The 22,659-nt window shown below is 72.8% G+C and carries 20 protein-coding genes, 1 other RNA gene and 1 pseudogene; 10 read left to right on the top strand and 12 right to left on the bottom strand.

What is annotated here, in order from left to right:
- The first annotated feature begins 39 nt into the window (after positions 1-39).
- Complete coding sequence (locus tag K8Z49_RS13925) at positions 40-1,260, top strand: glycosyltransferase (RefSeq protein WP_412519095.1); 1,221 nt, start codon at positions 40-42, stop codon at positions 1,258-1,260.
- Positions 1,261-1,298: 38 nt separating this feature from the next.
- Positions 1,299-2,033 carry a maleylpyruvate isomerase family mycothiol-dependent enzyme gene (locus tag K8Z49_RS13920; protein WP_412519093.1) on the top strand — a complete coding sequence of 245 codons (735 nt, stop codon included), beginning with the start codon at positions 1,299-1,301 and terminating at the stop codon, positions 2,031-2,033.
- Here the strand turns inward: K8Z49_RS13920 and K8Z49_RS13915 are convergent.
- On the bottom strand, positions 2,021-2,920 hold the full coding sequence (locus K8Z49_RS13915; RefSeq protein WP_024936057.1) for a LysR family transcriptional regulator: 900 nt from the start codon (positions 2,918-2,920) through the stop codon (positions 2,021-2,023). The two genes, K8Z49_RS13920 and K8Z49_RS13915, sit on opposite strands and share 13 nt — an antisense overlap.
- Positions 2,921-2,992: 72 nt before the next feature.
- Here K8Z49_RS13915 and K8Z49_RS13910 point away from each other — a divergent pair, with 72 nt between their 5' ends.
- The gene (locus K8Z49_RS13910) at positions 2,993-3,376 is read left to right on the top strand and encodes a RidA family protein (protein ID WP_412519091.1); all 384 of its coding nucleotides are present in this window, start codon (positions 2,993-2,995) and stop codon (positions 3,374-3,376) included.
- A 33-nt stretch (positions 3,377-3,409) separates the two neighbouring features.
- Here K8Z49_RS13910 and K8Z49_RS13905 read toward each other — a convergent pair whose 3' ends face one another.
- From K8Z49_RS13905 to K8Z49_RS13890, 4 genes are read right to left on the bottom strand one after another with little or no spacing between them, the layout of a single operon-like run.
- Complete coding sequence (locus tag K8Z49_RS13905) at positions 3,410-4,063, bottom strand: DUF1361 domain-containing protein (protein WP_024936056.1); 654 nt, start codon at positions 4,061-4,063, stop codon at positions 3,410-3,412.
- 17 nt (positions 4,064-4,080) lie between these two features.
- Entirely contained in the window at positions 4,081-6,804 is a 2,724-nt protein-coding gene (locus K8Z49_RS13900; protein WP_412519088.1) for an ATP-binding protein, read from the bottom strand.
- 2 nt (positions 6,805-6,806) lie between these two features.
- Positions 6,807-7,382, bottom strand: a complete 576-nt coding sequence (locus K8Z49_RS13895) for a 3'-5' exoribonuclease domain-containing protein (protein WP_075020199.1) — start codon at positions 7,380-7,382, stop codon at positions 6,807-6,809.
- Complete coding sequence (locus tag K8Z49_RS13890; protein WP_412519086.1) at positions 7,369-8,190, bottom strand: hypothetical protein; 822 nt, start codon at positions 8,188-8,190, stop codon at positions 7,369-7,371. The genes K8Z49_RS13895 and K8Z49_RS13890 overlap by 14 nt, the downstream gene beginning before the upstream one ends.
- 469 nt (positions 8,191-8,659) lie before the next feature.
- On the opposite strand from K8Z49_RS13890, the gene K8Z49_RS13885 reads away from it, so the two are divergent.
- Positions 8,660-10,780: a hypothetical protein gene (locus K8Z49_RS13885; protein ID WP_412519084.1), complete on the top strand. Its 2,121-nt coding sequence runs from the start codon at positions 8,660-8,662 to the stop codon at positions 10,778-10,780.
- Here the strand turns inward: K8Z49_RS13885 and K8Z49_RS13880 are convergent, their stop codons facing one another.
- From K8Z49_RS13880 to K8Z49_RS13860, 5 genes and pseudogenes are all read right to left on the bottom strand, one after another.
- Positions 10,781-11,449: a M48 family metalloprotease gene (locus K8Z49_RS13880; RefSeq protein WP_412521358.1), complete on the bottom strand. Its 669-nt coding sequence runs from the start codon at positions 11,447-11,449 to the stop codon at positions 10,781-10,783.
- A 1,350-nt stretch (positions 11,450-12,799) separates the two neighbouring features.
- Positions 12,800-12,889, bottom strand: a pseudogene (locus K8Z49_RS13875) (DUF2510 domain-containing protein); the annotation flags it as partial.
- 69 nt (positions 12,890-12,958) lie between these two features.
- Positions 12,959-13,357 carry a hypothetical protein gene (locus K8Z49_RS13870; RefSeq protein WP_021597445.1) on the bottom strand — a complete coding sequence of 133 codons (399 nt, stop codon included), beginning with the start codon at positions 13,355-13,357 and terminating at the stop codon, positions 12,959-12,961.
- 52 nt (positions 13,358-13,409) lie between these two features.
- Positions 13,410-13,754 carry a DUF6191 domain-containing protein gene (locus K8Z49_RS13865; protein WP_024936756.1) on the bottom strand — a complete coding sequence of 115 codons (345 nt, stop codon included), beginning with the start codon at positions 13,752-13,754 and terminating at the stop codon, positions 13,410-13,412.
- Positions 13,755-13,799: 45 nt separating this feature from the next.
- Positions 13,800-14,342 (bottom strand): pyridoxamine 5'-phosphate oxidase family protein, encoded by a 543-nt coding sequence (locus tag K8Z49_RS13860; protein ID WP_021597443.1) that lies wholly within the window; start codon positions 14,340-14,342, stop codon positions 13,800-13,802.
- Positions 14,343-14,455: 113 nt separating this feature from the next.
- Between K8Z49_RS13860 and K8Z49_RS13855 the strand changes: the two genes are divergently transcribed.
- From K8Z49_RS13855 to rnpB, 5 genes are all read left to right on the top strand, one after another.
- Entirely contained in the window at positions 14,456-15,277 is an 822-nt protein-coding gene (locus tag K8Z49_RS13855) for a Nif3-like dinuclear metal center hexameric protein (protein ID WP_075020203.1), read from the top strand.
- Positions 15,274-16,017 (top strand): zinc ribbon domain-containing protein, encoded by a 744-nt coding sequence (locus K8Z49_RS13850; RefSeq protein ID WP_021597441.1) that lies wholly within the window; start codon positions 15,274-15,276, stop codon positions 16,015-16,017. Before K8Z49_RS13855 ends, K8Z49_RS13850 begins: the two co-directional genes overlap by 4 nt.
- A complete protein-coding gene (locus K8Z49_RS13845; RefSeq protein ID WP_075020204.1) occupies positions 16,014-17,114 on the top strand; it encodes a bifunctional RNase H/acid phosphatase in 1,101 nt (366 codons plus the stop codon). The genes K8Z49_RS13850 and K8Z49_RS13845 overlap by 4 nt, the downstream gene beginning before the upstream one ends.
- A 72-nt stretch (positions 17,115-17,186) precedes the next feature.
- A complete protein-coding gene (locus tag K8Z49_RS13840) occupies positions 17,187-18,530 on the top strand; it encodes a TrpB-like pyridoxal phosphate-dependent enzyme (protein ID WP_021597439.1) in 1,344 nt (447 codons plus the stop codon).
- 81 nt (positions 18,531-18,611) lie between these two features.
- An RNA gene (gene rnpB / locus K8Z49_RS13835) (RNase P RNA component class A) lies at positions 18,612-19,008 on the top strand.
- A 578-nt stretch (positions 19,009-19,586) separates the two neighbouring features.
- Here the strand turns inward: rnpB and K8Z49_RS13830 are convergent.
- Entirely contained in the window at positions 19,587-19,835 is a 249-nt protein-coding gene (locus K8Z49_RS13830) for a hypothetical protein (RefSeq protein WP_021597438.1), read from the bottom strand.
- Positions 19,836-20,062: 227 nt separating this feature from the next.
- Here K8Z49_RS13830 and K8Z49_RS13825 point away from each other — a divergent pair, with 227 nt between their 5' ends.
- Positions 20,063-20,266, top strand: a complete 204-nt coding sequence (locus K8Z49_RS13825; protein WP_021597437.1) for a hypothetical protein — start codon at positions 20,063-20,065, stop codon at positions 20,264-20,266.
- Between the two features lie 45 nt (positions 20,267-20,311).
- On the opposite strand, the gene K8Z49_RS13820 is transcribed toward K8Z49_RS13825, so the two are convergent.
- Positions 20,312-22,570, bottom strand: coding sequence for a SulP family inorganic anion transporter (locus K8Z49_RS13820; protein ID WP_075020207.1), 2,259 nt, complete (start codon positions 22,568-22,570; stop codon positions 20,312-20,314).
- Positions 22,571-22,659 lie beyond the last annotated feature (89 nt).

Here is a 22,659-nt window from a genome sequence, read left to right as displayed (position 1 = left end):
CGAGCTGGACCGCGCCACCGCGCCCGCGGGGGCCGTCCGATGAGCGCCCGCCGCGTCCGGGTCCCGTCCCTGCTCGGCGACCCCGGCATCGGGCGGGCGCGCGCACCGGAGCGCCGCTTCCTGCTCGCCGTCCCGCCGCTCGCCGGGCACGTGGCCCCGGTCGCCGCGGTCGCGGCCGAGCTCGCCCGCCGGGGCCACAAGGTCGCCTGGACGGGACACCGGCCGTCCCTGGAGCCCCAGCTGCGTCCGGGCTCCCGCGTCTTCAGCGCCGCCGACGACTTCGGCGGCCGGGTGGAAGCCGTGCTGGAGCGCTGGGAAGGGCTCCGCGACGTCGCCGCCCTGCGCTTCTTCTGGGACGAGTTCCTCGTCCCGCTCGGCCACGCGATGATGCCCGGCGTGGAGCGGGCGATGGAGCGGTTCCGCCCGGACGTGGTCGTCTGCGACCAGCTCGTCCTCGCCGCCCCGGTCGCGGCGCGGCTGCGGGAGATCCCCTGGGCGACCGCCGCGGTGTCGCCGGCCGAGTTCACCCGGCCGCTCGCCGGCCTGCCCGAGGTGGAGCAGTGGGTGCGCGACCGCATCGGCGACTTCCAGCTCGACCACGACATCGACGACCTGCTCGACCTCCGCTTCTCCGACCACCTGGTGCTGTGCTTCTCGACCGGTGCGCTGGTCGGCGACACCTCGGTCTTCCCCGACCACTTCGCTTTCGTCGGGCCGATCCTGGGACGTTCCGCGCCCGCCGCGTTCCCGTGGGAGTGGCTGGACGGCCGTCCCGCGGTCCTCGTCGCGCCGGGCATGGACGGCGGTCCGCTCGGCGAGGGGTTCCTCCGGGCCGCCGCAGGCGCCGTCCGGGACATGGACATCCAGGCGATCTTCGTGGCACCTCCCGGCGCGGTGGGGGAGACGCCGCCGAACGTCCTCGTCCGCGAGACCGTCCCTGGGCACAAGCTGCTCGATCGCGTCGCAGCGGTCGTGTGCCACGGGGACCACGGCACGGTCTGCGAGTCCCTCGCCCACGGCCGTCCGCTGGTGGTCGCCCCCGTCCGGGGCGACCAGCCGGCCATCGCCGGGCGGGTGGAGGCCGCCGGCGCCGGTGTCCGCGTCCCGTGCGCCGAGGCCGGTCCGGACGAGCTGCGCGGCGCCCTCGCGACCGTCCTGGAGGACGGCCCGCACCGGGCCGCAGCGGAGCGCGTGCGGGGCGCGATCGGCTCGGCCGGCGGCGCCGCGGAGGCCGCCGACCGGCTGGAGAAACTGGAATGACGGCCGACATACCGAATTAGATTCGGTATGGTGCCGGAATGGCGGACATATTCGACGATCTGGCCGCGGAGTACCGCCGGCTGGCGGCGCTGCTGGAGTCCCTCGCCCCGGAGCAGTGGTCCCACCCGTCCGACGCCGAGGGCTGGACCGTCTCCGACGTCGTCCTGCACCTGGTGCAGACCGAGGAAGTGATCAGCGGTCCTGCCATCGCGGACGGGACGCCCTTCCTGCCGTCCACCGAGACCACCGTGGACGGCCTGGCCGCCGACATGGTCGCCGCCGAGCAGGGCATCGCCCCCGCCGACCTCCTCTCGCGCTGGCGCAAGGCCGCCTTCGCCACCCCCGGCGCCCTGCGCGCCCACCCGCCGGGCACGCGCCTCTCCTGGGTGCGGACGTCCCTGTCCCCGCGCACGCTCGCGACGACGCGGCTCGCCGAGCACTGGGCCCACGCCCTGGACATCACCGTCCCGCTCGGCATCCCGTACCCGGACACGGACCGGATCCGCCACATCGCCTGGCTCGCCCACCGCACGCTGCCCTACGCCTTCTCCGTCGAAGGCCTCCCGGCCGCCCCCGTGTTCTGCGACCTCACCGGCCCGGACGGGACGCGCTGGACGTTCGGCGACCCCGCCGCCCCGTCCCGCATCACGGGCCCGGCCTTGGACTTCTGCCGGGTCGGCGCCCGCCGCCTCCCGCCGGGACGGACCGCTCTCACCGCCGAGGGCCCGCACGCCGCCGACGCGCTCCGCCTCCTGCGCAACTACGCCGCCTGACCGCCGCGGACGACCGCCAGCAGGTTCGCGACCAGCGGGCTCGGATCGCCCGGCCGCCACGCCACGGCGACGCGCGTCCGGACGGCCCCGGGCTCGATCCGGCGGAACGCGACCCCCGCGAGCCGGATGCGCCGGATGCTCGCCGGAGCCAGCGAGACGCCCAGCCCCGCTTCCACCAGCGCGCAGACCGTCTGCCACTCCACCGCGTCCTGGACCACCCGCGGCGCGAAGCCCGCCGCGGTGCACAGGCCGGTGATCCGGTCGTACAGCCCCGGGCCGGCCGTGCGGGGCAGGAGCACGAAAGGCGACTCGGCGAGGTCAGATACCCGCACGGTCCGTTGCGTGGCCAAGGGATGCCCGGTCGGCAGCACGGCCACGAAGGGCTCGGTCACGACGGTCTCGAAGACCGGCCCCGCCTCGTCCGGTGGTTCGCGCAGCAGCCCGATATCGATCGTCTTGTCGCGCAGTGCCGTGAGCTGGGGCGCCGTGGTCATCTCCCGGATGTCCAGGTCGACGCCGGGGAACCGCTGCCGGAAGGTGTGCAGCAGGCCGGGCAGGACGGTCAGGGCGAGGGACGCGGCGAAGCCGATCCGCAGGCGTCCCGCCCGGCCGTCACCGGCGGCGCGGGCCGCCGCCAGCCCCGCCGCCAGGTCGCCGAGCGCCCGCCGGGCGGCGGGCAGCAGCTCCCGCCCGGCCGGGGTGAGGTCGACGCGCCCGGGTCCGCGGGTGAACAGCGCGTGCCCGACCTTGTCCTCCAGACGCCGGATCTGCTGGCTCAGCGGCGGCTGCGCGATGCCGAGCCGATCAGCGGCATGGCCGAAGTGCAGCTCCTCCGCGAGAACGACGAACGCGTGCAGCTGCGCCAGCGGAAGCTCGGGACGCTCCATACGTCTACAGATATCACCTGATCCTCACCGGTGTATTAGACGTATCACGCCGGCCCATCTAGCTTTCCTGGCATGACGGAGCGACGCGCGATCCTCAGCGGCTCGACGTTCGAGGAGCAGATCGGCTACGCCCGCGCCGTGGTCGACGGCGACCGGGTGCACGTGTCGGGCACGACCGGGTTCGACTACACCACCATGACGATCTCGGACGACGTGGTGGAGCAGGCCGAGCAGTGCCTGCGCAACATCGAGGCGGCGCTCGCGGAGGCGAAGTGCGCCTTCGCCGACGTCGTCCGCGTCCGGTACCTGCTGCCCGACCGGGCGGACTTCGAGCCGTGCTGGCCTACTCTGCGCGCCCGGTTCGGCGACGTCCGCCCCGCCGCCACCATGCTCGTCTGCGGTCTCGCCGACCCCCGGATGAGAATCGAAATAGAGGTCGACGCCCGCAAACCCTGACCGGTGCCTCGTCGCGAACCGCGAAATCCCTGGTCAGGAGGGAAGAATCGGGCGGAAGTGGCGGGCGCTTCTCAGCGTGGCCGCATAGGAGGCCTCGGCTATGGCCTTCGTCATGAAATGGCCTGCCCAGGTGACCAGGAATGTGACCACGATGAGGACGGGAGCCCACGCCCAGGTCAGGTGGACGACGATCCGTTCGATCGTCGCGTGCGGGTCGACGACGGGTTCCCAGCTGTTCAGGCGCGCCCAGCGTCCGAGGAAGACGCCGATGGCGCAGAGGGCGTGCGCGGCGATGGTGACGCGCCCTTGCCAGGCGCCCAGGCCGAGGCGGGCCAGGTGACGGAGGGCCGCCGAGAGGGCGAGGTAGTACGCCAGGAACCCCGAGCCGATGAGCAGCGCGTAGACGGGAAGGACGGCGGTCACGACCGGGCCGCCGCGGTCGGACATGATGATGTCGCCGCGCAGGTGCACCAGGTCCGTGACGACGTACGGGGCGTTCGGCAGGAACAGGACAAAAAGGACTAGACCCGACCACCAGAACGGTGACCGGGAGAGCCGGTGGCCGCGGAAGAGCACAAAGGCGAGGCCCACCGGGATCCACGCGAGAAATGTGTTCCAGCCCATCCACCAGGCGTCGCGACGCAGAACATCGACCAGATTCGGTGCCACCTGCTCCAGTACCCCCATGGACCTATAGTGCACGCTCATTCGGTGACATACGAGCCGAGCAGCCCGCCGAAATTGCGGAGCGCGGACGTGGCCTCACGGAAGCGGTCGGGCCATTCGGGGTCGGTGCGCAGAGCCCCGACGGCGGTTTCGAGGGTCTTGCCGGAGCCCCAGAGGGCGAGGTTGCGGGCGTCCTGGTCGCGCTGGTCGCGCTCCCACCACGCGTTCACGGTGCGGAGCTGTCCGGCGAGGGTGTCGCCGGGAATTGCGCGTTCGTAGAGGCCCTCCCATTCGCCGCTCGAAGGGTGGCGCCCCCCGCCGGGCGTCTCCTGGCTCGCCCGCTCCAGCTCCTCAACGACGAGGCACCAGCGGTAGGGGGCCGCGAAGTAGGACGTCTCGTCGGTCGAGCACGCGTTGCCGTGCAGGACGTCCACCAGGTGGTTCGCCAACCCGGTGGGGGCGGCGCGGGACGCGACGGCCGCGTCGACGGCGTGGGACACGGTGCAGTCGCGCAGCCGCGCCGGCAGGCCGTCCAGAAGAGACGGGTCCGGCCGCGGCGTGCCCCAGCCGGTGAGGTGGGCGGCCGCCGCCAGCTCGGCCCAGACCACCAGCTCGGGACGGTCCGCCACGGCGCGCTGGGCGGCGCGCATGTCGCGGAGCGTGCAGGGGGAGTCGCGGCAGTCCGCCCCGCAGGTGCCGCTGCGCGGGGTCACCAGCACGCTCGGGGACGCCGTCGGCACGGCCTTCTCCAGGTGGGAGCCGTCCGGCATGCGGACCAGGTGCGGGAAGTCCATGCCGTCGGTGAACACCGCGCCCTCGCCCGGCGTGAGCGTGACCAGGAACTGCGACTGCGCCTCGGTGATGTTCATGGTCGCGCCGACCGCGTCCCGGTCGTCCTTCGCCGGCAGCCGGTGGACGATCTTGACGGCGGTGTTCTTGATGACGTCCGGGACGAGCTTGGACGGGATCTGCTCCGCCACGATCAGCCCCTCCCCGTACGCGCGGATCTCCGCGAGGAGGCTCGCGAACGTCTCCACCGCATGGGCCGCCGCGCCCGCCTGCTCGGTGCGGCGCAGCAGCCGGTGCGCCTCCTCGAACACGCTCAGGTGGCGCAGCCCGGTCGAGGCGCCCCGCCGCTGCCGCAGCCGCAGGTGCTCCACCAAGCGGACCAGGACGGTGCCCATGAGGAACGCCTTGTCGCGGTCGTCCCCGACGTCCTCGATCTCCAGGACCACGTTGCGCGACAGCAGCGCGTCGAAGTCGATCGGGTGGCCGCCCTCGAAGAACCGCCCGGTGGTGCCGAGCCGGAGGCTGGACAGCCGGACCCGGATGAAGCCGCGGACGTTGTCGGTGATCTCCTGGCTGTAGCCGATGTCGTCCACGACCTGCTCGGCGGTGGCCTGCAGGTCGGCGAGCGTCGGGTAGCGCGGGGACGTCCCCGGTAGGGACGGCTCGCCGAGCGCGAGGTCCCAGCCGAGCCGCTCGTAGCAGCGGGTCAGCGCCGCCGCGAGCACCTGCGGGAACGGTTCCTCGGCCTCGAAGGCGGCGAGGAACAGGGCGCGGACGAGGTCGGCGTGGGTCTGCAGCGAGAACGGCCGCCCGTCTGGCCCCAGGGCCGGTTCGAGGGGGTTGATCCCGGCCGCGACCGCCTCTGCGTCTCCCGGCCGGATCGTGACGACCTCCGCGTCCGGGAGCCGCGCGGCCATCAGCCGGTACTCGGCCTTGGCCGGCTCGACGACCATCCACGGGAGCCCCGCCTCCGACGCCGCCGTCAGCAGCGACCGGACGGTCTGCGACTTCCCCGCGCCGGTCGCGCCGCACACGAACGTGTGCCGGTTCAGGCTGGACAGCGGCAGCGACATCTCGCCCACGTCGCGGCGGTTGCGGTCCAGGACCCGGCCGAGCCGCACGCCGGTGGCCGCCGACTCGGGCGTCACGTCGAACTCCGGCCGCATCACGAACCGGACCCCCGCGACCTCCCGGACGGGCGGGCGGGCCAGCGCCGCCACCAGCTGCGTGCTCGCCTCGAACGGCCCCGCCGCGCCCGGGACCAGCGCGTACGGCAGCCGGCTCAGATCCGCCGACGCGGACACGAGCGCGGCGACCCGGGCGGCGGCCCGCGGCGTCGCGGCGCCGGCCGTCAGATGCACCCGCCACAGACCGGACGTCGCGGCCTGGCGCAGCTCGCGGTGCCGCTTGTCCATCCGGAGGGCCGTCACCGACTCCTCGGGCGACATCTCCGCCATCGACTGGGCGCGCTGCTGCCGGTCCGCCAGGTCGTCCGCGAGCCGCCGCGCCTCCTCGGGCTCGACGGGCTCGGCGACCAGCATCCACGCGAACGGCTGCATCCACACCGACAGCAGGCCGTCCTCCAGCGACGGCCGCGCGGGCTCCTCCGGCGCCGGATCGTCGACGAGCAGGCCGTCGGCGATGCCGCCGATGCTCACCCAGTGCGCCATCGCGTCCTCGGCGAGGCCCTCGGGGAGCATCACCCCGCGCCCGCCGGCGGGCAGGCTCAGGCTCAGCGTCGCGTCCTGCCCGTCGCGGTCGGCGAGGAGCCCGCTCCCGCCGACGAACACCTCCGTCGGGCCGAACGCCTCGGCGCGCCGCCACCCGAGCAGCACCGGGTCCCCGCCCGCGTGGTACGCCGACACGAGTGCCGCGAGCCGCTGGTCGCGCCACTCGTCCCGCCCGTCGTGCTCGTCCGGGCGGGGGACCTCCAGCAGCCGGCACACCGGCAGGCCGCGCACCACGTCCCACATGCTCAGCCGTCCCAGCGCACGAGGTTCTGGAACAGTTCGGCCTGCTCCACGGCGTCGTCCAGCGCGTTGTGGGTGTGCGGGCGGTCCGGCAGCAGCGCGGCGGGCATCTGCCGCTTCGTCGACCGGACGACCATCGCGTTCGCCTTGGCCGCGTAGAGGCTCTTCATGTCGAGATGGCGCGAATGGCCGAACGGCGACGAGGACGTGAACCGGATCCAGTACCAGTACAGCCACATCCAGTCGAAGGCCAGCGGATAGGCGACCAGGACCGCCGCGGCATCGCCCGCGGTCCGTTTGATCCAGGCGGACGCCGCGTGCATCGCCTCCGCCGGGTGGCGCCCTTCGGCGGCGAGCTGATCGCGGTCGAGCCCGCTCACCGCCAGGGCCTCGGGTACGAAATCCTCGCTGATCGGCTTCAGCTCTGCGTAGAAGGTGCGCTCCGCCGGGTCGGACGGCTTGAAGGTCGCGCCGTCGAACGTCCCGCAGGCGGCGATGCCGAAACTGAGCATCGAGTACGGGCCGGGGATCGGGCCGTCCGCCTCGACGTCCACCGAGAAGTACGCCTCAGTTCTCGCCATCTTCGCTCTCCGCGCCGTCCTCGGGATCGATCACCGTCCAGCCATCTTCGCGCAGTTCCGGTTCCCGGACGCCCGTCTCGGTCAGGGTCACCCCGCGGCCGAGTTCGTCCTCCCAGCGCTCGGCCCAGGCGCGCAACGCCTCGGACCCGGCGATGCCGTCGCCGTCGAACTGGAAGTCGTAGCCGTCCGGGGCATCGGCGATGCCGAGCCGGTACTGGCTGTCGAAGAACGGCGCGAACGGTCTGGGTCTTTCGCGGGAGAAACCGGCGGCACGGTATTTCGTGACGGCTTTCTCGGCTCGCTGGGCGCGGTCTTCCTCGGACGTGTTCCGGTGGCGTTCGGCCACCTTGATCCGGACGTCTTTCTCGCTCTGGGGGAACCATTTCCCTGGGCCGTCCGAGCAGAACCGCACACTGGAGCCTCCCAGTCGGACGGCCACGTCAGTGAGGCCATCGGAGGCCAAGGCCTCACGCAGTTCGGCGACGCATTCGTCCCATTGCTCAGGACTTATTCCAAGGGGAGCGCGCCGGTCCTTCATGTTCCAGACCTCGTCTGGAGAAACGCCGGCGAAAGCGTATTCGCGGTCGGTGAAGACGTACCCGGACTGATCCGTCACGTGCGGGTACGCCGCCTTCGACCGGTCGGCCGCGGGCTTCTCCGCAATGGCCGCCGCACCGTTCTCGTCGGCGGGACGCGGCGGCTCGGGCTCACGGCCCCGGCCGTCGTCGCCCGCGGCCTCCCGCCCCGCGCCGGCCGCCGGCTCCTCGGGCCTCTCACGGTCAGGGACGTCTTCGTCCGGGACGGACACGGCGTCGTCCTCGTCCGGGACGGATACCGAGTCCGGGTCGTCGCCGGGAGGGTCGTCCGCTTCCGTGCCCGGATCGTCGTCCCGGCTTGGACCCTCGTCCGGCTGGTCGACGTCGGAAGGACCCGGGCGGTCGGGGACCTGAGCGGCCGCGCGGCTGGCCGCCCGCGAGGGAGCCCCGGGCGCGCCCGGACGGTCCGGCGGAGGAGGCGGCGGCTCGGCGACCTGTGGCGGACGGTCGGTCTTCTCCCTGAATCCGTCCCTGTCCAGCGCCATGGACAGTCAGGTTATTGAGCAAGGGCCCCATTGGGAAGGCCGATTCCCGGCGGAGGGCCTGACAAGTCACGTGTCAATCTGCTTGGGTTGTTTGCGGCATCGCCGCGCATGACCCGACAGGCGTGACGATCGAGTCGGCACCCGGACGGAACGGGGGTTCAACATCGTGAGGGGCAGACCGGTCGATCATGGGGGATTGCTGGCACGCCGCGAGCGGCTGTTCAGCCCCGACCCCCGCCTCGGCTGGGTGTTCCGCGACCGGTGGTGGTTTCTCAGGCCGTTCCCGGAGCCCCCGCCGCAGCAGCAGGCGCTGCCGGAATACCTGGCGCGCCGCGTCACCGAGACCGAACAGCTCGCGCAGCGCAGGCTGAGCCGGACGCTCCCCGTCAGCGCCGCCATCGCGGCGCTCCTCGTGCTGTTCGCCGCCTGCTCGGCCAGCGACTCCCAGATGGTGAAGACGCCCGTCCCCACCGGCATGCTCCTGCTCGCGGTCATCGCCGTGGCGCCGGGCGCGGCGCTGACGTGGTGGGCCGTCCGGCAGCGGCAGGCCGCCCGGCAGGCCTACGAGCTGGCGCAGCAGCAGATCACGGGCGGCTACCACGAACAGGCCCGGCAGTGGCAGGCGCGCAAGCAGGCCCACGACGCCGGCGAGCGCGCACGGCTGGACGGCCTGCCCGAGTGGGGCTCCGCCCCGCGCCCCGGCCGCCGGCTCGACGTGTTCGGCGGGACGCTGTGGGCCTGGGAGGCGCTGCTCACCACCTACGGCACGTCCACCCTCGCCGTCCAGCCGCTACTGGTGCTCGACCTGTCCCGGGAGGTCGTCAGCCGGGAGCTGGTCGAGCTGTCCCAGGCCGCCTGGATGGGCGTGGACGTGCAGCTGCTGCCCAGCCGCCTGGCCTCGTCCAAGCTGCTGGCCGACATGCCGCCGCAGGACCTCGTGGACGCGATCGTCGAGTCCATGCACGGCGGCACCCCCGACGCCGCCCGCGCCGACCGCAGCATGGACGACCGGATCCTGACCAAGGTCTGCCGCGCGCTCGGCGACGACATCACGCTCGGCCGGATCGCGGCCGCCCTCCGCGCCCTGATGGGCGAACCCGACGACGGTGACGTCCTGACCCGCGACGAGCGCCGGCACATCGCGAACGAGCTGTTCACCGTGGAGTACCGGCGGCAGGCCCACGCGAACCTGTCCCGCATCGAGTCCTACATCCACCCGCTGGAAGAACTCGGCACGGAACCCCCCAAGGAGGAGGGCGCCGGCTACCTGACGTGCATGGCGCTGGACAGCCAGGCCCGCAACGTCCGGTCCGAGCTGCTCACCGACCTGGTCGTCCAGTGGGTCACGCACCGGATCACCGCTTCGCAGGACTCCACCCCCGCGCTCATCGTCGCCGGCGCGGACGAGCTGGCCCGCCGCCACCTGGAGCGCCTGTCGGACGCCTGCGAGCGGCGCGGCGTCCCGCTGACCCTGCTGTTCCGGCGGCTGCGGGAGACGTCCGCGGAGATGATCGGCGGCGGCGCCGTCGCGTTCATGCGGCTCGGCAACCACGAGGACGCCACCCGCGCCGCCGACCTCATCGGCCGGGACCACCGGTTCGTCCTGTCGCAGGTCACCAAGAACGTCGGCGGGAACGAGTCCCACACGTCCACCGACACCGAGGGCGCGGGCGACTCGGAGTCCACCAGCACGAGCCGCACGACGGGGACGTCCCGCAGCTGGGGGACGAGCCGCTCGTCCGGCACCACCTACTCGGGCGGCGAGATGTTCGGCCTGTTCCCCGACCGGTCGACCAACTACCAGCGCGGCAGCAACCGGGGCGGCTCCACCAACACCAGCGACACCGTCGGGACCTCCACGTCCACGTCCCGGAACTGGTCGGCCGCCTACTCCTTCGCCGAGGGGACGAACTGGAGCGACGCCGACACGACGCAGCGCGTGTACGAGTACGCCGTCGAGCCCGTCACCCTCCAGCACCTGCCGGACCACGCGCTCCTGCTCGTCGAGTCGGCGCCCGGCGGGGGCCGCGCGATCACGCCCGTCGAATGCGACCCGGCCATCATCACCCTGGAGCGCGTCACCACCGGGCCCCTCCCGGACCCGCCCGCCCCGCAGCAGGCGATCCCGGCGCCCGTCACCGCCCCGCAGCAGTGGGCGACACCGGCCGCTCCCCAGTGGGCCGCGCCGCCGGCGCCGCCCCCGCCCCGGGCGCCGCTCGCGGTCGACCCGGGCCCGCCGCCCGGCGGGCAGACCGGCCCGCGGCCGCCCGACACCCCGCGCCAGGGGCCGCCACCGCTGTTCGGCGGGAAGGGCTGATCAGCCGAGCCGGCGGCGCAGCGCCTGCGCCCGCCGGACGAGGGGGAGCGGCAGCCCGTGGGGCTGGTGCTCGATGCGTTCCTCCACGGCCGAGACCAGCTCGGCGCCGAACCCCAGCCGCACCGCCGCCGCGTCCGCCCGCGCCTCACCGCGGGCGCTCAGCAGCCGCGCGCCCAGCGCGGCCCCATGGGCGACCGCCGCGGGCAACGCCACCACGACCGTGACCGCCGCCGCGAGGACGGCCAGCAGGAACACCAGCAGGAAGCCGATCGGCCGGTGCCATTCCACCGCCCGCTTCCACATCGGCACGACCGGGGCCCACGGCCTCCGCAGCGCCCACACCAGCGCGCGTCCCGGCAGCGTCACCTGCGCGTGGACGAACGCGGGGAGCGCCCGCCACCCCAGCAGATGCCCGAGCTCATGGGCGAGGACGGCCTCCAGCCGTCCAGGCGGCAGCGAACGCGCCGACCGGGACGTGACCGCGACCGTCCGCCCGAACGGCCTGCACGCGTTCAGCTCGTCCGACTCGACGACCACAAGCCGGTAGGCGCCCGCCCCAGCACGCCGCTGCACGTCCTGCCACGGCTGCCCCAGCCTGACGCGCTCGGTGACGTCCGGCTCCCGATAGCCATAGGCGAGCCGCGCGGTGAACGGCGCCAGCAACAGCACCACCCACACCACAACCACAACAACCGGACCCCACACGGGCCACAGAACCTGCAACCCGACCGCCACGGCCGCGACCGCCACCCCCTCGGCAGCCACGGTCGCCACAACCGCGCCCCCGGCACGCCCAGCAGGCTCCAGCGCCCGCCCCGGAGGCAGATACCGCCCACCATGCGGAACCACGTCCGCCCCCACAGGCGAACGCGACGCTTCCATCGGAGGCGCGCCCGGCCGCGCTGACGGAACGGACGCGCCCGACTGAGGCGGCGCCACCCCCCGAACACCCAACGGCGGCGCCTGACCACCCACCATCCGCTGCGGCTGCGGCCCCGCCCCCCTACTCGTCCGCCCCCCAACATGAGGCGGCGCCGACGTCTCGAACCGAACCGCCTCCTCCCCAGACGGCACGAACGGCGCCGAAGCACCAGCCCCCCCAACACGCCCCGCACCCCCAGGCACCTGCCTCGAACCACCAAAAGGCCCCTGACGCACCGCTGCATCCCCCCGCGGCACGACTGATCCCTGTGCAGACGTCCCAGGCTCCTGTGCCGCCCCATCGGGAGGTCCTTGTTGCCCTGCCACGTCCCCGCGCGGCTCCGCAGGCGGCGCAACTGATCTCTGCGTATGCGCCCCGAGCGCTTGCGCCAAACCGCCAGGTGGCTCTCGACGCCCCGCAGCACCTCCAGGCCTCGCCGCCCCGGACGGCGCGCCCGACCCTTGCGCGGGCGCCCCGTGCGCCGTGCCGTCAGGAGGCTCCTGGCGCACTGCTGCGTCCCTGCGGGGCTCCGCAGGGGGCGCGACTGATCCCTGTGCGGGCGGCCCCGGCGACTGTGTCGAACGGCCATGAGGCTTCTGGTGCATCGCCGCGCTATCGCGCGGCTCTGCGGGCGCCGCGACTGATTTCTGTGCAGGTGTCCCGGGTGGCTGTGTCGAGCCGCTAGGCGGCTTCTGGTGCGCTGCCGCGTCCTTACGCGGCTTCGCAGGCGGTGCGGCCGGTTTCTCTGCGGGCGGCCCGGGCGGTTGTGCTGGGCCGTCGGGAGGTCGCTGGTGCGCTGCTGCGCCTGCGGGCGGCTCCGTGCGCGGTGCGGTCGGTGGTGTTTGTGGAGGTTGCTGGGGGGCTGGCGGCGATACGGCTTTCGGTGGGGAGGCTTTGGGCGTCGCTTCCGCCGGTGGGGGCGGGTCAGTGCGTGCAGGGGGCTGGGTTGGGTGAGCCTGTGGGTGGGGTGGTGGGGTGGCGAAGCGTGGTGGGGGAGCCGTTGGTGGGGTGGGTGGTGGGTGGTGTTCGGTTTGTGGGGGCTGAGGCGGTTTCGGTGGTTGCTGTGACGCGCGGCGGCGGGAGCGGGAGGCGTAGGGGCGTGACTGGTCGGTCCAGGTTTGTCCGTCCCAGTAGCGTTCGCGGCCCATCCACTCTGGATCTGGGTACCACCCAGGTGGTGCGCTCACCGGAACCCCGCCTCCCGTCAGGAACAGATCAAGGCTTGCGCACGCCACGACACAGCGTCAACACGGTGGTCACAGCTTGGGGGTGAAGGGACGGCGATGGGCGGGATCGTCCGGGTCGGCGAGGCCGCGCAGGGCCGTCTCGACGAGCTCGATGGCCTGGAGGAGGGCGACGAGGCGGGCGCCCTCCCGGCGGTAGGTGTCCAGGACGGACTCGATGCCGTGCGGCGGGACGGTGTCGCCGAGGTCGACGCGGGCCGTCCGGAAGCCCTCCCGGGCCGCCTCGACGGACGCGCTGACGTGGTGGCGGGCCATCCGGGCGAGGGCGATGGGGTAGCGGCGCAGGACGCCGTAGCGCCGGTACTCGGGCGGGACGAGCTCGAGCAGCCAGGCGAGGGCGGTGTCCTCGAAACGGTCGGTGCCCGGTGGGTGCACCTGCGAGGGCCAGCCGGGCGGAACGTAGGTGCTCACGAGGGCAGGATAACCCCGGTTCGAACTTATGTTCGATATGGATCGTGAACTGTCACTCGGCCGGTGGGGTGCGGCGGATGCGGATCGTGCCGGAGTCCAGGTCGTCGCGGGCCTTGCCGTCGCCGGCCTGCTCGTGGTCGTCCTGCCGCAGGATCTTCTGCCGCTCCTGCTCCTCCTGCTTGATCTTCTTGGAGCCTTCGAACGCGGACGCGAGATCCTCGAACATGCCGCCGCCGAAACCGGCACCGGTCTCGCCGGTGCCGCGGATGGCCCCCATCAGGGACGACCTGCCCGTCCCCTCGCGGGGCCACTCGACGGTCTCCGGCTCGGCCGCCTCGGGGCGGTTGCCCATCGGGCGGCCCTTGACGCGCTTGCGCCGGCGAAAGGGTGACTTCACACAGACTCCAACGTGATGAGTCTCCAGATTGATCCCAGCGGGCGTTCAGGTGGCGAACGACCACCGGGTGGGAGAACCGGTGAAGTCTCCCTGGCGGAGCCCGAACACCGACTGCGGACGCACCGCGACGGTCGCGTTCACCTCGGGGTCCAGGAAATCCACACGATAGCGCGTGGCGTACTTCGAGTTGACCAGGTCGATGAACCGCTGCAAGTCCCGCTGTTCGGTGAGGACGTGGGCGCGCCCCTCGATGACCACCGGGTTCTCGGCCTCCTCGGTGGTGACCACGACCTGCGGGTTCAGCCGCAGGTTCACCATCTTGCGGGACGGGACGGAGCTGCTGAACAGCAGCGCCTCTCCCGACCAGGCGCCCCACACGGGCATGGCGTGCGGGCGGCCGTCCGGCCGGACCGTGCACACCCAGAAGTTGCGGGCCGCCTGCAACCGTTCCACGGCCCAGGACCACGGCAGCAGGCCGCTTCCCTCGTCAGGTCCCTGGATGCCGTAGCCGGGCATGTACGGGCGTTCCGCTACAGGCTCGGCAGGCGTGATGGGCTCCGGTTCCGCGGCGGCTCCGGAAGCCGACATGGCGTTCCTCCCTCGGTCGTGCACTGTCCCGTCCATATCGTTACAGACGCCGGCGTCTCTTGGTGACGCTCGGTGGCTCGTTGGGAGCGGCTCGGCGCGGTAGCCTGCGGGACGTGCGCCTATCCCATGTCATCACGGCTCTGGAGGAGCTCTACCCGCCCGCGTGGGCGGAGTCCTGGGACGCCGTCGGCCTCGTCTGCGGCGACCCGGACCAGGACGTGGACCGGGTGCTGTTCGCGGTCGACCCGGTGGCCGCGGTGATCGACGAGGCGCTGGAGTGGGGGGCCGGCCTCGTGGTGACGCACCATCCGCTGCTGCTGCGCGGGGTGCACTCGGTCGCCGCGACCACGCCGAAGGGACGGCTCGTCCACCGCATGATCAGGAACGGGATCGCGCTGCACACCGCGCACACCAATGCCGACCGCGCCGACCCGGGCGTGTCGGACGCGCTGGCGCGGGCCGTCGGCCTCACCGGGGGGCTGCGTCCGATGGTCCCCGCCGACGACGATCCCCGGCGCGGCCTCGGCCGGATCGGGGAGCTGGACGAGCCGGTCACCCTGCGGGAGTTCACCCGCCGGGTCGCGGCCGGGCTGCCGGCGACCGCGTGGGGCGTCCGCGCGGCGGGCGATCCGGACCGTCCCGTCCGCACGGTCGCCGTGTGCGGCGGCGCGGGCGACTCCCTGCTCGGCACCGCGCGGGCCGCCGGTGTCGACGCCTACCTCACCGCCGACCTGCGGCACCATCCCGCGTCGGAGTTCGCCGAGGACGGCGGGCCGGCGCTGGTGGACGCCGCGCACTGGGCGACCGAGTGGCCGTGGCTCGCCGACGCCGAACGGCGCCTGGCCGGGTCCTCCCCCGAAGCGGGCAAGTTGGAGACACGGGTGTCCACGCTCGTCACCGACGCGTGGCGCCTTCACGAAGAAGGAGCACAGTGAAAGCCGCACCGCAAGCCCAGCTTCGCCTGATCGACCTGCAGGACCTCGACAGCTCGCTGGACCGGCTGGCGCACCGCCGCCGGACGCTGCCCGAGCTGGCGGAGATCGAGCGGCTGGAGGCACGCTTCACCGAGCTGCGCGACGCGATCGTGGCGGCCGAGACCGAGGTCGGCGACCTGCAGCGGGAGCAGAAGAAGGCCGAGCAGGACGTCGACCAGGTCCGCACCCGCGCCGACCGCGACCGGCAACGGCTCGACTCGGGGCAGGTGACCTCGGCGAAGGACCTCGGCAGCCTCCAGGCGGAGATCGAGTCGCTGCAGCGCCGCCAGTCCGACCTGGAGGAGGTCGTGCTGGAGATCATGGAGCGGGCCGAGGAGGCGGAGGGCAGGGTCGCCGCGCTGCGGGCCGAGCGGTCCGGGGCGCAGGAGGAGCTGGAGACCCTCACCGGGCGGCGCGACGAGGCCCAGCGCGGGATCGACGAGGAGGCGGGGACGACCAGCACCGCGCGCACCGCGGTCGCCAAGGACGTCCCGGACGAGCTGCTCGCGCTCTACGAGAAGCTGCGCGGCCAGTTCGGCGGCGTCGGGGCCGCCAAGCTGTTCCGCGGCGCCTGCCAGGGCTGCCACCTGGCCCTGAACACCGTCGACCTCAACCGGATCCGCAGCGCCGCCGAGGACGAGGTCATCCGCTGCGAGGAGTGCCGCCGCATCCTCGTCCGCACGCCCGAGTCGGGCCTGTGAGCTCCCGCAAGCTGGTCGTCGAGGCGGACGGGGGGTCGCGCGGCAACCCCGGCCCGGCCGGGTACGGGGCGCTGGTCCGGGACGCGCTGACCGGCGAGGTGCTGGCCGAGGTCGCCGAGTCGATCGGGCACGCCACCAACAACGTCGCCGAGTACCGGGGCCTGATCGCGGGGCTGCGGGCCGCCGCCGGGATCGACCCGTCCGCCCGGGTCGAGGTCCGGATGGACAGCAAGCTCGTCGTGGAGCAGATGTCCGGCCGCTGGAAGATCAAGCATCCGGACATGGTGCCGCTGGCGCTGGAGGCCCGGGAGGTCGCCGCCGCGCTCGGCTCGGTGTCCTACGGCTGGATCCCGCGCAACCGGAACGCGCACGCCGACCGGCTCGCCAACGAGGCCATGGACGCCGCGGCCCGCGGCGAGCACTGGACCCGCAAGGTCGAGGAGACGCCCGGGGAGCCCGAGCCGCCGCCGCGTCCCGTCTCGGGCACGCCGATGACCACCCTGCTGCTGCGGCACGGCGAGACGCCGCTGTCGACCGAGAAGCGCTTCGCCGGGATCGGTGACATCCCGCTCACCGCCAACGGCGTCGCCCAGGCCCGCAGTGCCGCCCTCGCCCTCAAGGACCGCGGCCTGGACGCGATCGTCACCTCCCCTCTGGCCCGCTGCCGCGACACGGCCGCCGAGGTCGCCGCCGTCACCGGCCTGGACGTCCGCGTCGAGGACGGATTTCGGGAGACCGACTTCGGCGACTGGGAGGGCCTCACGTTCGCCGAGGCGGGCCGGGGATGGCCGGCCGAGCTGAAGGCGTGGCTGGCCGACCCGGAGGCCGCGCCGCCCGGCGGGGAGAGCTTCGCCCGGGTGTCGCGCCGCGTCCGCACGTCGCTGGACAAGCTGAAGGTCCGCTACCGCGAGCAGACGGTGCTGGTCGTCTCCCACGTCACGCCCATCAAGCTCCTGGTGAAGGACGCCCTGGGCGCGCCCATGTCGGCCCTGTACCGGATGCACCTGGACGTGGCGTCGCTCTCGTCCATCGACTGGTACGCCGACGGCCCCGCCACCCTGCGCACCTACAACGACACCCACCACCTTCCGGCCTGACCGCAACCGGCCTTCCCACCTGGCCCCTGGCCGCCTACCCTCCGCACTAGGCATCGTGCGCGGGGAGGCGGCGTGACCACGAAGATCCTGCTGGACGAGTCGAGGCTTCCGGCCCGCTGGTACAACGTCGTCCCCGACCTGCCGGCGCCGCCGCCCCCGCCCCTGCACCCGGGGACGCGCGAGCCGGTCGGCCCGGACGATCTGGCGCCGCTGTTCCCGGCGGACCTCATCGCCCAGGAGGTCAGCGGCGACCGCTTCGTCGACATCCCCGAGGAGGTCCGCGAGGTCTACCGGCTCTGGCGCCCCACGCCCCTGATCCGCGCCCACCGCCTCGAGCGGGCCCTCGGCACGCCCGCCCGGATCTACGTCAAGTACGAGGGCGTGTCGCCCGTCGGCTCCCACAAGCCGAACACGGCCGTTCCGCAGGCCTACTACAACGCGTGCCAGGGCGTCCGCCGCCTCACCACCGAGACCGGCGCCGGCCAGTGGGGCAGCGCCCTCGCCTTCGCCTGCGCGCAGTTCGCCCTGGACTGCGAGGTCTGGATGGTGCGCGCCTCCTACGACCAGAAGCCCTACCGCCGCTCGATGATGGAGCTGTTCGGGGCGCAGGTGCACGCGAGCCCGTCGCCGCTCACCTCGTCCGGCGCGAAGATCCTGGCGGACGACCCGGACTCGCCCGGCTCCCTCGGCATCGCGATCAGCGAGGCCGTCGAGTCCGCCGCCCCCGAGGACACCCGCTACGCCCTGGGCAGCGTCCTCAACCACGTCCTGATGCACCAGACCGTCATCGGCGAGGAGGCCCTCGAACAGCTCGCCCTCGCCGGCGACACCCCCGACCTGATCGTCGGCTGCACGGGCGGCGGCTCCAACTTCGCCGGGCTGTTCTTCCCGTTCCTCCGCGAGAAACTGCGGGGCCGCATGGACCCGGTCGTCCGCGCCGTGGAACCCGCCGCGTGCCCGTCCTTCACCCGCGGCCACTACGCCTACGACTTCGGTGACACCGCCGGGTTCACGCCGCTGCTCAAGATGCACACGCTGGGGCACGACTTCGTCCCCGACCCCATCCACGCGGGCGGCCTGCGCTACCACGGCATGGCTCCGCTGCTCTCCCACATGTACGACCTGGGCCTTTTCGAGGCGACGGCCAAACCGCAGCGCGAATGCTTCGAGGCCGGCGTCCTGTTCGCCCGGACGGAGGGCATCGTCCCTGCCCCGGAGCCCACCCACGCGCTGGCCGCCGCGGTGGAGGAGGCCCGCCGCTGCGCGGAGTCCGGCGAACCCAAGGTCATCCTCACCGCCCTCTGCGGCCACGGCCACCTCGACATGGCCGCCTACGACCGCTTCCTGTCCGGCCGAATGGAAGACCACGCCATCCCACAGTCCCGCCTGGACCAGGCCCTGACCACGCTCCCCTAGAGGTGTGCGAGCCGACTTGCACACCGTTGAAGAGCGGTGCGTGAGTGCCTCACGCACCCGCTAACCTTGACGTACGGCGGACGAGCCGGCCGGACGGCCGCGTCGGGGAGCGATCCCCGTCGAGGAAAGTCCGGGCTCCACAGGGCAGGGTGGTCGGTAACGCCGACCCGGGGTGACCCGCGGGACAGTGCCACAGAAAGCAGACCGCCACCGGTCCGCCGGTGGTAAGGGTGAAACGGTGAGGTAAGAGCTCACCAGCGCCCACGGTGACGTGGGCGGCTCGGTAAACCCCACCCGGAGCAAGGTCAAGAAGGGGCCCCGCAAGAGGCCCCGCGCAGGTGCCTGAGGGCGGCCCGCCCGAGCCTGCGGGTAGACCGCTGGAGGCCGCCGGCAACGGCGGTCCGAGATGGATGGCCGTCACCCGCCGCCCCGCAAGGGCCGGCGGGCACAGAACCCGGCTTACAGGCCGGCTCGTCCGCCCCACCCACCCCATCAGGGCCACGAAACCGGGCCCAAGAGGCCAACGGCCGTCGTGACGGACTTGCGCCCCAGACCACCGCGACACTTCGGAAACAGGCACGCCTAAACGGGCGGCAGCGCAGCAGCCGGTGGCCGGGTGGCAGCAGGCGGCGTCGATGGGGAGATGTTGAAAAAATGGCTGCCGGTGCGCGGACTCATGCGCATGAACCCATTCCGGATGACATCGCCCGTATTGCCGTAGATGGGTCCGACCGTGGGAAGCATGAGGACCTGAGAACCGGGCCGCACGCGCAGCTGATTCGACGCATGGCTCGCCGCCTTTCAACGGCGGTCAGCAGTGGGCTAAGGCCCTAAGCCGGTCGGTCGACGCGAAATCCAAAGGAGTCCGGACCGTTTGACGAGCGGCAACACGCCACCACACGCCGACTGATACGGGCAGGTGGCAGCGGCGATCCGTCCGCCGGTCCCGGCTACGAGGCCCCGCCCCCACGCAAGTGCGGAATCGTCCAGTTCTATTCGAGTTGGAGGCTGGTGCTACTGACCCCGACGTACCGTGGCACACCTGAGTCCAGTCGGTCAGTCCCAATACCCATCACAAGAGATGTGCCATTCTCCGGAGGCTAGGTCGATGGGCTCGTCAACCCACGGCTGCAGGATAGGCGCGATCTCTTCCGTCACTACCCACCCCATCATGATGTTGCCGTCGTCGCTCATCATGACGTGCGGCCGCAACGGCTCGTCGACGGCTCGCGGAAGTACCCAGGTACGCTCCAAATTCCCGTCCGAGCCGAACTTCTGAATGATGTTCTGGTGGTGGTAGGGCACGGCCGTACCCTAGTCGCTCGGTCGTTGGCGAGGCCGTTTGCCGGAGGGCGCATCATGGGCACATGACCGCCCTCCGGCGGTGGGGGTTGCGCCGTGTGACTCGGGAGAAACGGGTCATACGACACAGAGGGCCGGAAACAAGGCGCTTACCGTCCTGGTAAGAGCTGATCACCCTGATCGGTGGCGGCGGCGGGGCCGGGTGCTGGGTCCCGTCGAGAGGAGCGCTGATGTTCGTCATCGTGTTCATGGCCCTCGTCCTCGCCGGGATGATGGGGGGCCTGGTGTACCTGTGGGACTTCTCGCGCGCCAGCCGGCGCGACGCGCTGTTCCTTCCGGCGTCCGACCGGCGCGCGCGGCGGGCGCGCCGGGTGACGGGAATGTACGTACGCGACTACGCGCGCCGCGACGACGAGCTCGTCGGACGCTGGTGAGCGCGGTCGAAGGCGGGCCGCCCGCGGCGGGGGGCGGCCCGCGCCTCATGTGAGCGGCCGGGAATCGGGGATCTCGTCGGGGACGCGGACGAAGGTCCCGGTGGGCCGGTCCAGGATCTCCACGGTGGCGGACTGGAGGTCCAGGTAGAGGCCGACCAGCTCGATCTCGCCGGACTCGACCCGCTCCCGGAGCCAGGGGTAGGTCAGCAGGTTGTCGAGCTGCTGCATCACGTTGATCTTGCAGAGCCGGGTCAGGGGCGGCTCGTCGCCGGACGGCTTCTCGGCGAGGAAGCGGGCCAGGCTGTGGTTGCCGTGCTTCAGCCAGCGGGAGAGGCCCTCCAGATGCTCGACCTCGGTGCCGCCGGCCAGCAGCGCGGCCATCGCGCCGCAGTTGGAGTGGCCGCAGACCGTGATCGTCCGGATGTCCAGGACGTTGGTCGCGTACTCGACGGTGGCGGCGACGGAGTCGTCCGGGGTCCGGGTGCCGTGCCGGGGGACGAGGGCGCCGACGTTGCGGTTGATGAACAGGTCGCCGGGGCCGCTCGCGGTGATGATGTTGGGCACGACGCGCGAGTCCACGCAGGTGATGAACAGGTGCTCGGGCTTCTGCTCCATCGCCAGCTCGGCCATGATCGGCCGGACGAGCCGGGCCGTGCGGCCGTGGTACTCGCGGACGCCGTTCAGCAGCACGTCCGCGGGGGACATGTCAGGTGCGTCCAGCTCGGCCTCGGAACGCCGCCGCCGGTTCTCCCAGGGCGCCCACCAGCGGGTGTGCGGGGGAGTCTTCCGCGGCTGGGACATTTCGCCTGTCACGGCTCTTTCATACCAAGCCTCGTGAATCTCGTCGATATCGACCCTCCCTCCTTGGCGCTCGTGGGCGAGCCGCCACTGGTGGATCGCGTCGAAGGCGGCGTGGTCCATGAAGTCGACGTTGAGGTCGAGGTCGACGCTGGAACCGGCCGGGACGTCCTGGAGCACCCGGGTCGCCTTCGGAACGCCGAGGAAGGTCAGGGTGCCCTCCACCACCACGTGGACCCGGGGCGGGCCGGGGGCGTCGCCCGGCTCCGGGATCAGGTGTTCGGCACGGACCGTCAGGCGGGTGAGCCGCCGCAGCGCCAGCACCGCCATCACGGCGATGCCGAGCAGCACGCCCTCGCCGAGGCCGAGGAGGACCACGCCGGCGAAGGTGACGTAGTAGGCGGGCGCCTCGCGGTGGTGGCGAAGGTCACGGACACGGGCGGTGTCCATCAGCTTGACGCCCAGCACGATCAGCAGGGCCGCGAGGGCCGGGAGCGGAACCTGCTCGATCAGCGGGCCGCACGACAGCGCGAGGACGAGCACCCACACACCGTGCAGCACCGACGACGCCCGGGAGCGCGCGCCCGCCTCCAGGTTGGCCGTGCTGCGGACGATCACGCCCGCGATCGGCAGGCCGCCGAGCAGGCCCGACACCGTGTTGCCGGCGCCCTGGCCGATGAGCTCCCGGTCGAGGTCGGCGTGCCGGACGCCGGCGGGACGGGCGCGGTCGATCGCCACGCCGCACAGGAGCGACTCGACGGCGGCCACGAGCGCGACGGAGAGGACGGCTCCCACGATCCCGGGCAGATCGCCCTGCGGCAGGACGGGGGCGTGCCAGTCGCCGAAGAGGGTGTCCGGGAGGTCCACCCGCCGTGCGTTCCAGCCGAGCGCCCAGACGGCGGCGGTCGCGAGGGCGATCGCGGGCAGCGGGCCGGGGACGAGGCGCAGCCATCCGCCGCGGGGCAGCCGCGACCAGATCAGCAGGACGAGGATCGTCAGCCCGCCGAGCAGCGCCGGATGGGTGTGCGGGTGCGCGAGCTGGCCGGGCAGCTCCCGCAGGTTGGTGACGGCCGACCGCTCCGGGCTGCCGCCGAGCACCACGTGCACCTGGGCGAGGACGAGGACGGCGCCGACGCCGGCGAGCATCCCGTGCACGACGGCGGGGGAGACGGCGAACGCGGCCCGGGCGACCCGGACGGCGCCGAGGGCGAGCTGCAGCAGCCCGCCCAGCATGGTGATCATGCAGGTGGCGCGCCAGCCGTAGGTCTGGATGAGCTCGGCGACGATCACGGTCAGGCCGGCCGCGGGGCCGCTGACCTGGAGGGGCGAGCCGCCGATCAGCCCGGCGACGATGCCGCCGGCGACCGCGGCGATCAGCCCGGCGGCGACCGGCGCCCCGGACGCCACCGCGATTCCCAGCGACAGCGGGATCGCGACCAGGAAGACGACGAACGATGCGAGCAGGTCCTGTCGGAAGCTGGAGACGTTGAGTGGCTTCGTAGTCACTCTATGTATATAACCAGGATTCCCGGTGCTTCACCTCGGACACGGCCGGGCCCGGACACGCCGAGGGCCGCCGGACGGATCCGGCGGCC

The organism is Actinomadura madurae, assembly GCF_047130825.1.
In the GTDB taxonomy this organism is placed as follows: domain Bacteria; phylum Actinomycetota; class Actinomycetes; order Streptosporangiales; family Streptosporangiaceae; genus Spirillospora; species Spirillospora madurae.
This window is presented reverse-complemented; position numbering and strand designations above follow the sequence as displayed.